The 15791-nt window shown below is 65.8% G+C and carries 10 protein-coding genes; 7 read left to right on the forward strand and 3 right to left on the reverse strand.

Translation table 11 applies throughout. The annotated features are described in order from the left end of the window. The first annotated feature begins 384 nt into the window (after positions 1-384). From ACODTW_RS24240 to ACODTW_RS24250, 3 genes are all read left to right on the forward strand, one after another. Positions 385-1419, forward strand: a complete 1035-nt coding sequence (locus tag ACODTW_RS24240) for a phosphatidylinositol-specific phospholipase C1-like protein (RefSeq protein WP_488948706.1) — start codon at positions 385-387, stop codon at positions 1417-1419. Positions 1420-1424: 5 nt separating this feature from the next. Beyond that, a complete protein-coding gene (locus ACODTW_RS24245) occupies positions 1425-3212 on the forward strand; it encodes a metallophosphoesterase (RefSeq protein ID WP_488948708.1) in 1788 nt (595 codons plus the stop codon). Positions 3213-3339: 127 nt separating this feature from the next. Further along, a complete protein-coding gene (locus ACODTW_RS24250) occupies positions 3340-4509 on the forward strand; it encodes a nucleotidyltransferase family protein (RefSeq protein ID WP_488948709.1) in 1170 nt (389 codons plus the stop codon). A gap of 19 nt (positions 4510-4528) precedes the next feature. Here ACODTW_RS24250 and ACODTW_RS24255 read toward each other — a convergent pair whose 3' ends face one another. Continuing rightward, positions 4529-5299 carry a UTRA domain-containing protein gene (locus ACODTW_RS24255; protein ID WP_488948710.1) on the reverse strand — a complete coding sequence of 257 codons (771 nt, stop codon included), beginning with the start codon at positions 5297-5299 and terminating at the stop codon, positions 4529-4531. 171 nt (positions 5300-5470) lie between these two features. Here ACODTW_RS24255 and ACODTW_RS24260 point away from each other — a divergent pair, with 171 nt between their 5' ends. Next, positions 5471-7615, forward strand: coding sequence for a phosphocholine-specific phospholipase C (locus ACODTW_RS24260; protein ID WP_488948712.1), 2145 nt, complete (start codon positions 5471-5473; stop codon positions 7613-7615). A 133-nt stretch (positions 7616-7748) separates the two neighbouring features. Here ACODTW_RS24260 and ACODTW_RS24265 read toward each other — a convergent pair whose 3' ends face one another. Together ACODTW_RS24265 and ACODTW_RS24270 are read right to left on the reverse strand one after the other, a co-directional pair. Further along, the gene (locus ACODTW_RS24265; RefSeq protein ID WP_488948714.1) at positions 7749-10550 is read right to left on the reverse strand and encodes a TonB-dependent receptor; all 2802 of its coding nucleotides are present in this window, start codon (positions 10548-10550) and stop codon (positions 7749-7751) included. Positions 10551-10868: 318 nt separating this feature from the next. Further along, a complete protein-coding gene (locus ACODTW_RS24270) occupies positions 10869-11768 on the reverse strand; it encodes a LysR substrate-binding domain-containing protein (protein WP_488948715.1) in 900 nt (299 codons plus the stop codon). 24 nt (positions 11769-11792) lie between these two features. Here ACODTW_RS24270 and ACODTW_RS24275 point away from each other — a divergent pair, with 24 nt between their 5' ends. The 3 genes from ACODTW_RS24275 to ACODTW_RS24285 are packed head-to-tail and all read left to right on the forward strand — an operon-like array spanning position 11793 to position 15789. Then, positions 11793-12959 carry a putative 2-aminoethylphosphonate ABC transporter substrate-binding protein gene (locus ACODTW_RS24275; RefSeq protein WP_488948716.1) on the forward strand — a complete coding sequence of 389 codons (1167 nt, stop codon included), beginning with the start codon at positions 11793-11795 and terminating at the stop codon, positions 12957-12959. Continuing rightward, positions 12956-14059, forward strand: a complete 1104-nt coding sequence (locus tag ACODTW_RS24280) for an ABC transporter ATP-binding protein (protein WP_488948717.1) — start codon at positions 12956-12958, stop codon at positions 14057-14059. The genes ACODTW_RS24275 and ACODTW_RS24280 overlap by 4 nt, the downstream gene beginning before the upstream one ends. Then, the gene (locus ACODTW_RS24285) at positions 14056-15789 is read left to right on the forward strand and encodes a putative 2-aminoethylphosphonate ABC transporter permease subunit (protein ID WP_488948718.1); all 1734 of its coding nucleotides are present in this window, start codon (positions 14056-14058) and stop codon (positions 15787-15789) included. Before ACODTW_RS24280 ends, ACODTW_RS24285 begins: the two co-directional genes overlap by 4 nt. Positions 15790-15791 lie beyond the last annotated feature (2 nt).

Consider the following 15791-nt stretch of genomic DNA (forward strand, 5'->3'; position numbering starts at 1 on the left):
GAGCGAACAGGATAACAGGATGTTCAACCCCGTCGCACTTCAGCGTGAATCTGCCGCCAAATTGGAATGCCAGTCCTGGGCAGGAAAGGCGCCGCCGGCCCGTAAACCGAATGGCTGATCACGGAACTGTCACGGAAATCCTGTTTCATGCCGCCTTCGTCGCGGCCATGCCGAAAGCAATCGCTCCATCGGCGCCGCAAGACAAACCAAAGGCTTACAGTCTTTCGACGGCTTCACCAATAAGGCGAAAGACGGTATGCGGGACGGATGACGGGATTTGCGATGCGTTCCTTGCTGAAAGCCGGCCTGTTGGGGCTTGCGCTGTTGTCACCCTTGACCGCCGCTGCGGCTGCGCCCTGCCCGGGTCCGGATTGCCGGGCCTGGATGGATGCGACCTTGCGCATGAACGACATCCTGACCGTCGGCACCCATAACAGCTACAAGATGGCGCTGTCGCCGGCCGAAAAGGCGATGCTGGCGGCCCATGATCCACGGGCCGCCGCGCACCTGGATTATGGCCACCGCAGCCTGACCGAACAGTTGGACGCCGGTGTGCGCAAGCTGGAAATTGACGTCTATCACGACCCGGCAGGCGGCCGTTACATCGCCCCCAAGGGCCCGGCGCTGGCTGGTGTGCCGCTGGAGCCCGGGTTCGTGGAGACCTTGGCCAAGCCGGGGTTGAAGGTTTTCCACGTCACCGATATCGATCCCCACAGCCATTGCCTTCTGTTCATGCAATGCCTGACGGAAATCCGGCGCTGGTCCGATGCCCATCCTGGTCACACGCCGCTGCTGATCATGATCAATGCCAAGCAGGGCAAGTCGCCGATGCCGGGCGGCACCGATGCCTTGCCCTTCGATGAAACCGCCTTTGATGGTTTTGATCGGGAGGTGCGGTCGGTGCTGCCGCCGGCCACGCTGATCACGCCGGACGAGGTACAGGGGCACCACCCGACCCTGCGGGATGCCGCGCGCGCCGGCAACTGGCCGACCCTGGCCCAGGCGCGGGGCCGTATCTGGTTCGCCCTGGATGAGGGGCCGGAGGTGGTGGCCGTCTATCGCGGTCATCGCCGCTCGCTGGAAGGCCGGGTCATGTTCATCAATACCGATGAGGACAGTCCCGCCGCCGCCTATCTGACCCTGAATGATCCCATCGACCAGGCAGCGCGCATCGCGGCGGCCGTGGGGGCCGGCTATATCGTGCGCACCCGCGCAGATGCCGATACCAGCGAGGCGCGGGCGAAGGATGCCACCCGGCGTGACACGGCCCTGGCCGGCGGGGCGCAATATGTGTCCACCGATTATTTCTGGCCCGACGCACGGTTGGGCGATTATCAGGTGCGCCTGCCCGGCGGGGCCGTCACCCTGTGCAACACGCGACGGACGGGTGACGCCTGTGCGGGGCAGCCTGTGGAATGAGGATCATGAAATCTTGGATGCTGCTGGCCGCCCTGATGCTGGGTTTGGCGGCACCCGCCGCGCGGGCGGAGGATTACCGCGTTGCCTTCATGCCGGACGTTCATTTTCATGACGTGCATGGACAGTTTACGGGCACCGGTTTTGCCGGTGTTCCCAACCCGGCGGGCGGTCCGCCGGTCACCATCCGCACCATGGCGGCGCAGCTAAGTTCCACGCGCCTGTTCAACGAAAATGCCTTCGCCTTCCGTGCGGCCCTGGATGATGCCGTACGGCGCGGGGTGCGGCTGATCGTGCTGAATGGCGATTTCAGCGACGACGGGCAGCCCGTGCATCTGCGCGGGTTGCGGCAGGTGCTGGCGGAATATGAGACCCGGCACGGGCTGCGTTTCTTCCTGACCAACGGCAACCACGATCCGGTCCGTCCGCGTGAGACGCCGGCCGGCAAGCCCGATTTCATGGGGCCGGACGGCATGCCACAAGCGGTCTACAGCCCCGGCACGCCCCCCTGCCCCATCGGCGGCAAGCCCGAGGCGGGCACCATCTGCACACCCGACATTGCCAGTGCCGGCTATGACACCATTCTGCGCGATTTCGCCGATTATGGTTTCGCGCCCCGGCCGGGCGACCTCTATTGGGAAACCCCCTTCTACCAGCCCGCCCTGCCCTTCGATCCCACGCTGGCCAGTGCCTATGCCGGCGTGGAGAAGCGGCAATACCGCTTTTGCGGTACCCGCAGCGACTGCCGTCTGATCCCCGACGCCTCCTATCTGGTGGAACCCGTCGCGGGCCTTTGGCTGCTGGCCATTGATGCCAATCTTTACGAGCCGCTGCCCGGCGGCGGCTTCGAAGGATCGGGGGGCGCGGGCTTCAACCGGATGGAGGAACTGAAGCCGCATTTGTTGCCCTGGATCGCCGATGTGGTGAAGCGGGCCAAGGCCCAGGGGAAGGTGCTGTTGGCCTTCAGCCATTTCCCCGCCATTGATACCAATAACGGCGCCAGTGACGATCTGGCCCACCTGTTCGGGGGCGACGCCCTGCAATTGTCGCGTATGCCGGATGTCAAGGTGGCGCGGGCCCTGTCCAAGGCCGGGCTGCGCCTGCATGTCGGCGGCCACATGCATTACAATGACACGGCCCGATGGCAGGGTGCGGACGGTTCCTTCCTGGTCAATGTCCAGGCGCCGTCCCTGGCGGCCTATGTCCCGGCCTACAAGCTGCTGACGCTGTCGGCCGGCACGGTGGAGGTGGAGACGCCGCGCCTGACCAATGTCCCGGGCTTTGACAGCCTTTTCCCGCTGTACCGCCGGGAATGGCAGCGGCTGCGCGCCGCCAGGGCGGACGCCTGGGATATCCGCATGCTGGACAGCCGCGACTATGCCGGCTTCACCCGCTGGCACCTGACCCAGCTGGCCCGCCGCCGCTTCCTGCCACAGGATTGGCCGGCCGACCTGCGCGATGCATTGCTGTCGGCCGATGCGGCGGGCCTGCGTCGGATGGCAGGCCTGTCCCCGGCACCGGGCGGAAACTGGACAGGCCTGGATCTGGCCGTCGATCTCCACCGGTTGCTGAGCGCTGGCAGCCTGGCCCTGCCCGACATTCCGGAGGAGCGGCGGCAGGATTACCGCCGGTTGCTGGCCGACCTGACGGCGGCCCCGAGCCCTGGCCTGGTCCCGGCGGCCCTGCGGGTAAGGCTGGCACTGCTGCTGGATATCGTTGGACGGCTGCAGGCCGGCCTGCCGGATGCGCATTTCCGTATCGACCTGACCAACGGGGCCATCACGCCCCTGCCATAGCAGCACAGGCTTGCCGCCCTGCCGGCCGGGCAGCGGCGGGACGCACAGGGCGGCAGAATGGGACTGTGTGCTGCCAGCGATTACCCCTATAGTTGAAAGCTTGGTTGGTATTTTCTGGAAAACCTTGTTGTTCACCCTTCCTCCCCCCCTGCATGCGCTGGTCGATTTGACGCACCCGGCCGGTGTCCGGTCACTCACCTCATTGCCGCCAGGCGTCACGGTGCAGGACGTGGTGGACGCCGCACGACACCACGGCATGGTGTTGACCCTGTCGGCAGCCTTGCGGGGAGATATGGGGCCGTTGGCGGACGCTCTCCGGTCCGCCCTGACGGACCAGCAACGCCGGTGGACGCTGGCCGGCATGCGTCTGACTTTCGACCTTTGCCGCTTGGCCAAGGCCTTCGCCCAGGCGCAATTGCCCTGGCTGGCCTTGAAGGGGCCCGCCCTGTCGTTCCATCTCCAGGGCGATCCCCTGCGGCGCGACTGCCTGGATCTGGATATTCTGGTCCGCGAACAGGACCTGCTGGCCGTCCACGAGGTGCTGACCGGGCTGGGTTACAGCCATGCCGACGCCTGGGGGGCTGCGTTCATCCGGCAAATGAGCCCCTATCAGAGACGGCGGGAATATAATCTTTCATACCGGAACCTGCAGACGGGAACATTCCTGGAGGTGCATTGGCGATGGGCCCGTGTCGATGCGCTGGCACCGCTGGACCCTGATCTGGTCTGGCCGCAGCGCCAGACGCGTCTGCTGATGGACACGGAGATCCCCGTTCTCCATCCGGTGGTTGAGCTGGTCTATCTGGCGACCCATGCCGCCCGCCATGGCTGCTGCAAGCTCAAATGGCTGCAGGATTTTCGCCTTATCCTGGCCAGGCCGGAGGCGGAGACCCTGGTGGCGGCCGCCCTGGACCAGGCCCGCCGACAGGATGTGCTGGCCGCTGTTGCCGCCAGCCTGACCCTGGCGGCGGAACTGGACGGGCGGGATGTGCCTGCCCTGACGGCAGCAGCGCGGGAAACCCGCTGGACGGGCCGGCTGCTGGCCTGCTTCCGCCGGGAGTTCACGCGCGCGCCGGAGAGGCGGCGGCGAGCAACCCTGGCCCAGGAACTGCGCGTCTGGCAGTTGCAGCACCTGTTGCTGGCGGCCAAGCAGCATCCGCGTCGGCGGGACAGTCTGGCCCGGCTGCTGACGGCTTCCCCGGCAGAGCGGGCCGTGCTGCCCCTGCCACCTGCGCTGGAGCCGCTTTACCTGCTGCTGCGTCCGGTGTTGTGGATGGTGGCGCGGCTGCGTTCGTGATGGCCGCCGTCCCGCTCGCTCAGGGGGCCGGTGGGGTAACCCTTATATCGACGGAGACGATGACGGCGTCGTGGCGCCAGCATTCCTCGTCATATTCCACGACGCGGCCGGCAGGATCAAAGCTGGTGCGGATGACGGACAGACCGGGAGAGCCGGAACGCACGCGCAGCGTTTCGGCATTATCGCCCAGGATGGCGCAGGGCTTCATGGCCATGCGGTTACGCGCGGCCACGACCCCATAGGCGTTCTTCAGCACGGCCGTCAGCGACCCGTCCAGCGAATGGTCGATCAGGCCCGGCGCTAGGTCGGGACTGACATGGATGCGTTCCACCAGCACCGACCGCCCGTCGATGCTGCGCAGGCGGCTTATATCGTAAAGCGGCGTGCCCTCGGCCACGCCGAAGATGGCGGCCACGGCCTCGGTCGCCGGAACCAGCCGTTTCGACAGCGTCTCCGTCTCCGGTCGCCGCCCCTGCGCCGTGACATAGGCCATGAAGCCTTCCGACCGGGTGGGATCGTAAAGGACGGGCGGCGGGGAGACGTACCAGCCGCTGCGGTCGCGGCGATAGATCAGCCCCTCCGCCTCCAGCTGGAACAGCGCCTCGCGCACGGTGCCGCGGGCGGATCCCAGCCCATCCTCCAGCTGCCGTTCCGATGGCAGCCGGTCGCCGGTGCCCAGCACGCCCGCCTGGATCTGGGCGGCGATCCGGTCGCGCAGCTCCAGATATTGCAGCTGGTTGTTGGCCGGTGCCGCTTCCCGCCACCAGGGCTTCGCCCCACTCGTCGCCATCGATCTTCCCGTCGTTTCCACCCCGCCGGCCCGCGTGGCCGACTGTCGCAGATCACCCGCGAAAGGGGGGCGGCGTCAAGCCTGCGCATCCTTCTGTCATGGAAACGTCGCGAAGCTGTAAAATCCAATCTGGTATAGTCCAGCTGAGATTTCAACGGGAGCGCAGAGATCATGGTGACGCGCAGCACGCGGCGGCGGTTCTTCGGTTTGACGGCGGCGGGTGCCGCGGCCGGGCTGCTGCCCGCCAGCATCCTGAAGGCAATGGAAATCCCGGCCAACAACCGGACGGGCACGATCCGCGATGTCGAGCACATCGTCATCTTCATGCAGGAGAACCGGTCCTTCGACCATTATTTCGGCACGCTGAACGGGGTGCGCGGGTTTGGCGATCCGCGGGCCCTGCGTCTGCCCGGCGGGCGCAGCGTCTGGCAGCAGCCCAGCGACCAGCATGCCGACGGCCATGTCATGCCCTTCCATGGCGACAGCCGCCGCACCAATGCCTATACGGTGGACGGATCGGACCAGGGCCATCAGGCGGCCATCACCATCGTCAATGGTGGCCGGTACGACAAATGGGGCGCCAGCCGGGAACTGCACAAGCGCATGGTTCATTACACGGCCGCCGACCTGCCCTATTACCACGCGCTGGCCAACGCCTTCACCATCCTGGACCAGTATCATTGTTCGACCCTGACCCAGACCTATCCCAACCGCCTGCACCTGATGACGGGCTGCAATGGCGGCGGCAAGGTGGGCGGCGACCCGGTGATGAGCAATTACGGAGAGGATGAGACGCCGAGCGCCGATCAGACGACGGACAAGCCCCTGTCCAAGGGCCCGCTGACCTGGACCACATATCCGGAACGGCTGGAAGCGGCGGGCATCGACTGGAAGGTCTATCAGGAATACGACAATTTCGGCGACAACGTCATTTCGGTGTTCAAGCCCTTCCGCCCGGCCCCGAAGGATTCTCCGCTTTACACGCGCGGCCGGTCCTGGGTGTCGGAGCATAAGACGGGGCCGGACCGCACCCGGTCTGACGGGCAGCAACTGGTGGAAGCGTTCCGCGCCGACATCGCCGCTGGCAAGCTGCCGCAGGTATCGCTGATCGTCACGGCGACGGACCTGTCCGAACATCCCGCCGCCGAACCGGCCAAGGGCGAGCATGTCTGCGCCAAGCTGATCGAGGCGCTGGTCGACCATCCGGACGTCTTCGCCAAGACCGTCTTCATCATTAATTATGACGAGGCGGGTGGCTTCTTCGACCATCTGCCCCCGCCGCGCCCGCCCTTGTTCCCGCAGGACGGGCATTCGACCGTGCCCGTGGCGGGTGAGGGCAAGCATTATCCCGATGACGGCAATCCGCGCCATCCCAACAAGGGCACGCATCCCGTGGGCCTGGGCATCCGGGTGCCCGCCCTGATCGTGTCGCCCTGGAGCCGGGGCGGCTATGTCTGTTCGGAACTGTTTGACCATACCTCCGTCCTGCGCTTCATCGAGGCGCGGTTCGGCGTGCGGGAGAAGAATATCAGCGATTGGCGCCGTTCCGTCTGTGGCGACCTGACCTCGGCCTTTGATTTCGCCAACCCCAACCGTGATTGGCGCGGACTGGTATTGCCGGACACGACCGATTACATGCAGCGTGTCCGCATTTCGGCCGAGGCGCCGGGCCTGACCATCCCGGAAAAACAGGCGCCGACGGCGCAGGAAGGGCCGCAGCGCCGCTACCGCCCCCTACCCTATCGGCTGTCGGCCGACCTGCGACTGGTGGATGGAAGGCCGCAACTGCTGTTGGCCAACAAGGGCCGGACGGGTGCCGTGTTCCAGCTTTTCGATAGCCGCGACCGGCAGGGCCCCTGGCGCTATACGCTGGGTGCGGGCCATGATTACCGGACCCAGCCGTGGGAGCCCGATGGCACTACCCTGTTCGACCTGACGCTGCACGGTCCCGCCGGCTTCTTCCGCCATTTCGCCGGCAGCGTGGCGGCCGATCTGGAAGTGACCCTGCGCGAAAGTGCGGTGCGGGGGCAGGTTGATCTGGTTCTGCGCAACTGGGGGGGCGATCTGGTCGCCCTGTCAGTGACCCAGGCCGCCATTTATGGCGGCGGCAGCCGTCAGGTGGAACTGGCCGGCGGCAGTGAACAGGTCATCTCCTGGCCCGTCGTTGCCAGCGACCATTGGTATGATCTGACGGTGACGGCGCTGTCGGGCCCGGATTTCCTGCGCCGCTATGCCGGCCATATCGAGACCGGCCAGGACAGCCGTACCGACCCCGCCATCGGCCCCATGGTCCTGGGCGAGGTCGCCGCCGGCTGAACCCGGCTTTCCCAAATGGAACGCCCGCCGCGAGGAGATCGCGGCGGGCGTTTTTGTTTGGCGGTATCAACGCCCATCCTGCAAAAAGGGCCAGGGGATCGCTCCCCCGGCCCTTCATAGGATTGACCGTGGCTCAGTAAGCGTAGGACGCCTTCACCAGGAAGGTGCGGCCCGGCTCCATATAGTCCTTCTGATAGGAGGGGTTCTTGCCCTTGGTCGTATAGTAACGGTACTCGTCCGTCAGGTTCTGGGCATCGAAGCCGATCGACATCCCGTTTTCAAAGCTGTAGCGGGAATGGAAGTCCAGGCTCTTGTTGGGCTGGACCCACTTGTCGATGGCGTTGTCGCGCAGATCTTCGATATAGGCGGAGCGGTAATTGTAGGAGATCAGCAGTTCCAGCCCTTCATACTGGTAACCAAGGCCGGCATTGTACATCAGGCGCGAGGCGTTGATCAGCGGGATATTGTTGCCCTTGCGGTAGTCCAGGCCCGTTTCCGCTTCGCTATACTGCCAGGTGACATTGCCATAGACGGTGAATCCGTCGAAGGGAGCCGCCACGCCGGCCAGATCCTTCACCAGATTCAGTTCCATGCCATAGATCTGGGCCTTGCGGCCGTTCTTGGGCTGGCTGATGGTGATGAAGCCCTGGGTGGTATCGGCCGTGATCTCGTTGCCGTTGGCGAAGATGAAGTTCTTGATGTCCTTATAGAACAGACCCGCCGACACCATGCTGGTCTCCGACAGGTAATATTCGGCCGACAGGTCGATATTGGTCGATTCCGCCGGCTTCAGGTCGGGGTTGCCCTGGCTGATCGACACGATCTCATTGGCGGCATTGCGGCCGATGGACTGGCCGCTGCTGATATAGCCATATTCGGGGCGGGAGAAGCTGGTCCAGACGGCCGCGCGATAGACCTGATCCTCGGTGGGGCGCCAGTTGACCGTGGCGCTGGGCAGCACTTGCGTGTAGCTGGCATCGCTGCTGCCCCAATGGCTGTTGGTGTCGAACACCCAGAAGCGGTTGTCGACCTGGGTGTTTTCCACGCGCACGCCGGTGATCAGCTGCACATCGCCAAAGCGGGCATCGGCCAGGGCATAGCCGGCATAGATGGTTTCGCGGCTATGCTTGTCATTGCCGTTCTGGTCGTCGTCGTTGAAGCTCTGCGTGCCCATCTTGTTGATGGCGCTGATCACCTGATCGCGGCCCATCAGGGAACCGAATTCATAGGTACCGTGCAGGATGCCGGCCAGGCTGCGCTCGACCAGGCCGGAACTGGCCAGATTGGCGACGTTCAGATCGTCGGAGAACAGCTTGGTCTCATCCGTGTCGCGCGTCGAACGCTGGAACTTCACGCCGGCCTGCACATGATGCAGCCAGGAACTGTCGGCCATATCATAGCGGGCATCGACCTTGCCGCTATAGCGATCGTTCGTGGTCTTGTCGCGGCTGTGGCCGGCCCCGTCGGGCAGCAGCAGGCTGTCCCAGCCCGTGATCGACCCGGCAGCGGCCGGGATCTGATACAGCGGGAAGCGCGGATCGGCCGAGGAGAACAGCACGCCCGACTTGGTGAACGGTGCCACATTCTTGTTCGACAGGAAGCTGACACTGTAGGCGTTCGGCGTTTCCCGCTCGCCCCAGCTATAGGCGGCGTCATAGGTCAGGGTCAGGGCATCGGCCTTGGTCTCGCCGCCGGCATTGACGGTGCCCAGATTCTGCTTCTGGTCCTTCACCTCGAACGTACGGGAGAACTGGAAGTTCTGCGGGTCCCAGGTGCCGGACCGGCCATTCAGCGACCAGTAGGAATTGGTGTTGCGGTCGGCATCGGTGATGATCCCGTCCTTATTGACATCAACGATCTGGGCCGTGGTGTAGCCATAGATGCGATCGCCATTGGCCTGCACGCCCGTGATGGCCTTTTCCAGATCGACCAGATTGGTGGCTTCCGGGTTCACCTGGGTCAGGCGCTTGGTGCGCGACGACTTGATCATCAGGTAGTTGACGTCTTCCACCCGCTTGTACTGCGCATATTGGCCGCGCAGATACAGCCTGGTGTCGTCGCCCTGGTAATCCAGCGAGATATTGCCGCCGATGCGTTCCTGTTCGATGCGGCGATAATCCAGGTCGATGCCGGGCAGATACATCGATTTGTCGTCGATGGCTTCCTGGCTGTCCTTGCGCCAGCGGAACGGTTCCCACTCCCCGTCATTCTCCGTCTCTTCGGAGACAAGGTGCGACTTGGTGTAATAGCCGGTGGCGAAGATGCCGAACTGGTCGTCGGCGCCGAAGCGGCTGCCCAGGTCGATCTGGCCGGAGTTGGTGGCCGCCGGTTCACCCTGGCTGTCGGCGCGGTCGTTCCAGCCATAGGTGTAGAAGGCGCGTGCCACCGGCTTCTTGAAGTCGAAGGCCGTGGGCGTGCGCATGTCGATGGTGCCGCCGATGGCGTCGCCATCCATGTCGGGGGTGGAGGACTTGGACACTTTCACCGCCTGCAACCCGTTGGGCGGCAGCACCGACAGCGATACCTGGCGGCTGGACCCGTCGGTTTCGGCCACACGCACGCCATTCACCGAATAGGCGTTGAAGGTCGCGGCCAGGCTGCGGACGGTGACATATTCACCCTCGCCCGTTTCCTGGTTGTTGACGACGGAGATGCCGGGCACGCGCGACAGGGCGTCGGCCATGTTGGCATCGGGCAGTTTGCCCAGATCGTCGGAGGAAATGACGTTGGAGACGCCGTCGGCATCCTTCTGCTGTTCCAGCGCGCGCTGGGTGGACAGGCGCTGGCCCGTCACCACCACTTCTTCCGTCGTGGCGGCGGCGGGCGCCATTTCTGCCTGGGCGGCCTGCGTGCAGATGATGAGGACGGCCAGGCTGGCGCCGGCCAGATGGGCGCGGCGGCACATGGCCCCGGCCTGCTGCTGTGGAATGCGCATGAAAGCTCCCCTTATTGGCTGGTCCGGTATCGTGGGCGGGCGAACCGCCATCCCATGGCCATCCGCGGACGCAAGACGCTCGCGTCCCGGCGGATGCCTTCCCTGGCGGCATCACCCCTGGAACCGCAGCGCAATATGAGGCAAGGAAAACTGGTGTAAACCAGATTTGATTGTCTGTCCTGAAACTTCAAAATTCAGCAACAAACAGACTGTAATGAAATTTTAACATCCAACGAGGATGTAAATGCATTGTTTACATGAAATGAAAGTGGCGCCGATAACGGCGCGTGATGATCTGGTCTGGACTGTCTACAAGGATTATGCCTTTGTGCGCCAGGATGGCACGGGCCAGCTTTCCGACAGGGACTCCACAACCGCCAGGAAGGCGCGGACGATGCCCAGGCGGCTGCGGTCGCGCAGGCACAGGACATATTCATCCATCTCCATCCGCAACCCCTCCAGGGGGCGCAGGGTCAGGTCCGGGTCACCGGTGAATTCCCCTTCACAGATGAAGGCCAGGCCCATGCCGGCCTTCACGGCGGCCAGCTGCGCCTCCCGCGACGCGATTTCGGTGGTGTCGGGCAGGGTCAGTTCGGCCTCTGCCAGCACACGCTCCACCACGCGGCGCGTCATCGATCCCGGCTCTCGCATCAGGATACGTTCGCGCAGCAGGGCGTGGGGCGGCACGGTCGGGCCATAGGACAGGCGGTGCCCCGCCGGCATGACCAGCATCACCTGATCCCGGCCCAGGGGCAGGCCTGTCAGGCGCGGGTCGATGACGGGGCTGGCCAGGACGGCCACGTCCAGGCGCATGTCCAGGATATCGCGGCGGATTGTCTCTGCATTGCCCATGGACAGGCGCAGCTTCACACTGGGATGACGGCGGGTGAATTCCGCCAGCAGCGGGATGGCCAGCACCGGCCCGTCGGCCCCGACATTCAGCGTTCCGCCGGTCAGGGTACGGTGCCCGGCCAGCATCTCCGCCGCTTCCTGTTCGGCCGCGAACATGCGCTGGGTGATGGCCTGCAGCGACTGGCCCGCCGGGGTCAGCGATACGCCGCGCCGTTCGCGGATGAACAGCAGCATGCCGTACCGTTCCTCCAGCGCCTTCACCTCCGCCGACAGGGTGGGCTGCGACACGGACAGTACACGCGCCGCCGCCGTGAAGCTGCCTTCACGGGCCACCCAGTGAAAGGCGCGCAGCTGGGTATGAAGCATCGGTTAGTCCTATAGGTATGCTCTATGGCAGCCATTGATACGACGGATTTCCAATATAGGACACCCCCCGTCATGGTGCGTCGCGACAAGAGCCATCCTGTCGGTGCCCGGCCGCATGCCCTGCGGATGGGTGCGGTACCATCCGGTGTCTTCGAGGTTGCCATGCGTCATTGGTTCCGCCCGCTGCCTGCGCTTGCCTTGGCCTTCGGTCTGGCAGTGTCCGCCGCCCCTGCCCAGGACCGGACCCAAGTCACCGTCTATACAGCGCTGGAGGCCGACCAGTTGAAGGCCTACAAGGCGGCGTTCGAGGCGGCGCATCCCGACGTGGAGATCCGCTGGGTGCGCGACAGCAATGGTGTCATCACGGCCCGTCTGCTGGCGGAAAAGGCGGCCCCCAATGCCGAGGTGGTCATGGGCGTGGCCGCCACCTCGCTGATGCTGATGGACCGGGAAGGCATGCTGGATGGCTATGCGCCCCAGGAACTGGCGTCGGTGAAGCCCGCCATGCGCGACGGCCGGCCCGATCCGCACTGGATCGGCATGAATATCTGGGCGTCTGCATTGTGCGTGAACAAGCCGGAGCGGGAAAAGCGCCACCTGCCCCTGCCCCGCACCTGGGCCGATCTGACCGACCCCGCCTGGGCCGGGCAGATCATCATGCCCAACCCGGCCTCGTCGGGCACGGGGTTCCTGATGGTCAGCGCCTGGTTGCAGATGATGGGGGAGGACAAGGGCTGGGCCTTCATGGACGCGCTGCACCGCAATATCGCGGCCTATACCCATTCCGGATCCAAGCCCTGCAAGGCGGCGGCAACGGGTGAATTCGCGCTGGGCCTGTCCTTTGAATATCGCGCCAACAAACTGATCGTGGATGGGGCGCCGCTGGAACTGGTGCTGCCTGCCGAAGGGCTGGGCTGGGACATGGAATCCATCGCCCTGGTCAAGGGCACGGCCCATGCCGCCGCCGCCCGCACCCTGATCGACTGGGCCGTGACCGTTGATGCCAACAGCCAATATGCGAAGAACTTTGCCATCGTGGCCCGGCCGGAAGTGTCCACCGCGCTGCCGCATGTGCCGGCCGACCTGGAAAAGCGGCTGATCAAACAGGATTTCGCCTGGGCCGCGGCCAACCGCGACCGCATCCTGGCCGAATGGTCGCGCCGTTACGACGCCAAGTCCGAACCGAAATGACCGCTTCTTCCATCCATCCGGCGGCGCACCTTGTCCTGACCGGTGTCGGGCAGCGCTTCGGGGCCTTCACGGCGCTGGATCAGGTCGACCTGACGGTGCGGCGGGGGGAGTTCGTCACCCTGCTGGGCCCTTCGGGCTCGGGCAAGACGACGCTGCTGCGCGCCATTGCCGGCCTGTCACTGCCCACCGCCGGGTCCATCCATCAGGACGGGGCCGACGTCACCGCCGGGCCGGTGGAACGGCGTGATGTCGGGATCGTCTTCCAGTCCTACGCCCTGTTCCCGACCATGAGCGTGGCCGACAACATCACCTATGGCCTGCACCGGCAGCCGCGCGCGCTGCGTCAGCAGCGGCTGGCGGAGATGCTGGAGCTGATCGGCCTGGGGGCGCATGCCCATAAATATCCCGGCCAATTATCGGGCGGGCAGCAGCAGCGCGTGGCGCTGGCCCGCGCGCTGGCGCCCGGTCCCGGCCTGCTGCTGCTGGACGAGCCCCTATCCGCCCTGGATGCGGAGGTGCGGCGCGACCTGCGGGGCGAATTGCGCCGCCTGCAGCGCCAGCTGGGCATCACCACCCTGATGGTCACGCACGACCAGGAGGAGGCGCTGACCCTGTCCGACCGGATCATGGTGCTGAACCATGGACGCGTCGAACAGGTGGGTACGCCCGCCGATCTTTATGAACAGCCGGCCAGCCTGTTCGTGGCCGGCTTCATTGGCGCCATGAACCGCCTGCCCCTGGAGGTGACCAGCGGCGGCAATGCCAAACTGGGTGCCTGGGTCCTGAACCTGCCCGTGCCCGACGGCGTCGGGCCGGGCACCGCCCTGTCGCTGTGCATCCGGCCGGAAGGGGTGGAACTGACCGAACCGGGCAATCAGGCACCGGCCCTGGCCGATGGGACCCTGCGTCTGCCGGGCCGCGTCATCGACAGCGAATATCAGGGCGCCCAGATTGCCCAGCGCATCGCGCTGGACGGGCTGCCGGGCCAGTCCCTGTCCGTCACCGGCCCCGCGCGGGGCGCCAGGGCGCCGGGGCAGCCGGTGGCGGTGATCCTGCCGCTGGACCGGCTGCATCTGTTCATCGACAGGGCGGCGGCATGACCATCGCCCCCGCCCTGCCCCCGACCCTGGCTGCCGGAACGGCGACGGTGCCGCGATCCGGCTTCCGTGGCCCCCGTTTGGGGGCGGTACTGGCCATCCTGCTGCCGCTGCTGTTCCTGGTGCCGGCCTTGCTGCTGCCGCTGGCATCGGTGCTGTCCAAGGCGGTGCAGGACCGGGCCGGAAACTATGTCGGCCTGACGAACCTGACCGATTACCTGTCCAGCCCGCATCTGGCCCAGTCGCTGTCCAACAGCCTGACCCTGTCGGGGGTGAGTGCGGGGATCAGCGTCGCGCTGGCTTTCCTTTACGCCTATGGGCTGACGCGCACGCAGGCCGCGGGCCGGGGTTTCTTCGCCCTGGTGGCGCAATTGCCGTTGCTGGCGCCGTCGCTGCTGCCGGGCATCAGCCTGGTCTATCTGTTCGGCAACCAGGGCTGGCTGAAGGGCTGGCTGGGCGGGCACAGCATCTATGGTTCCATCGGCATCGTGATGGGCGAGGTGTTCTGGACCTTCCCGCATGCAGTGATGATCCTGACCGCCGCCCTGTCGCTGGCCGATGCCCGCCTGTATGAGGCGGCCCGTGCCCTGAAGGCGGGGCCCTGGCGACGGTTCCTGACCGTCACCCTGCCGGGGGTGCGGGCGGGGCTGGTGTCGGCCTTCGTTGCCGTCTTCGCCATGATCATCACCGATTTCGGCGTGCCCAAGGTCATTGGCGGCAATACACCCCTGCTGGCCACCGACATCTACAAACAGGTGATCGGGCAGCAGAATTTTCAGCGCGGCGCCGTCGTGGCCCTGCTGCTGCTGCTGCCGGCCCTGATCGCCTTCCTGATCGACCGGGCCATGGCCGCCCGGCCGGCGGCCGCCCTGGGTGGCAAGGCCGTGGCCCTGGTCCCCGACCGGCACCCGTGGCTGGACCGGCTGTTCTTCCTGTTCTGCGCCTTGATGGCGGTCTGCCTGCTGGCCATTCCCGGCACGGCGCTGTTCGCGTCGCTGGCCAAGCTCTGGCCCTACGATCTGACGCCCGGCCTCTGGCATTACCGGTTCGAGATGATGGATGGCGGCGGCTGGGACGCCTATGCCAATTCCGTCCGCCTGTCGGCGCTGGTGGCCCTGTTCGGCACGCTGCTGATCTTCCCCGCCGCCTGGCTGGTGGCCAAGGGGCGGGCGCCACGCCTGCTGCGTCAGGTGCCGCATGCGCTGGCCCTGCTGCCGCTGGCCGTGCCGGGGCTGGTGCTGGGGCTGGGCTATGTCTTCTTCCTGGCCGATCCGGGCAATCCGCTGCGGGTGCTGAACGGCACGCTGACCCTGCTGGTTGTCTGCACCATTGCCCATTATTACAGCGTGCCGCATCTGTCGGCCATGACGGCCCTGCGCCGCCTGGACCCGGAACTGGAAGAGGCGGGGCGGTCCTTGAAGGTGCCGGCGTGGCTGACCCTGTGGCGGGTCACCCTGCCCATGGCCCTGCCCGTGGTGCTGGACATGGCGGCCTACCTGTTCATGAGCGCCATGACCACCGTGTCGGCCGTGGTCTTCCTCTATACGCCGGACACGATGCTGGCGTCGCTGTCGGTTCTGGCCATGGATGACGCGGGCGACACCGCCCCGGCCGCAGCCATGGCCATGTTGATCTTCTTCACCGGGGCCGCCCTGCGCGCGGCCTGGGCCCTGACGACAGGGGGGCTGCTGCGCCGTGCCCGGCGCTGGCAGGCGATCCCCGCGGGAGTGTGATG

The sequence above is a fragment of the Niveispirillum sp. FG148 genome (assembly GCF_057809655.1).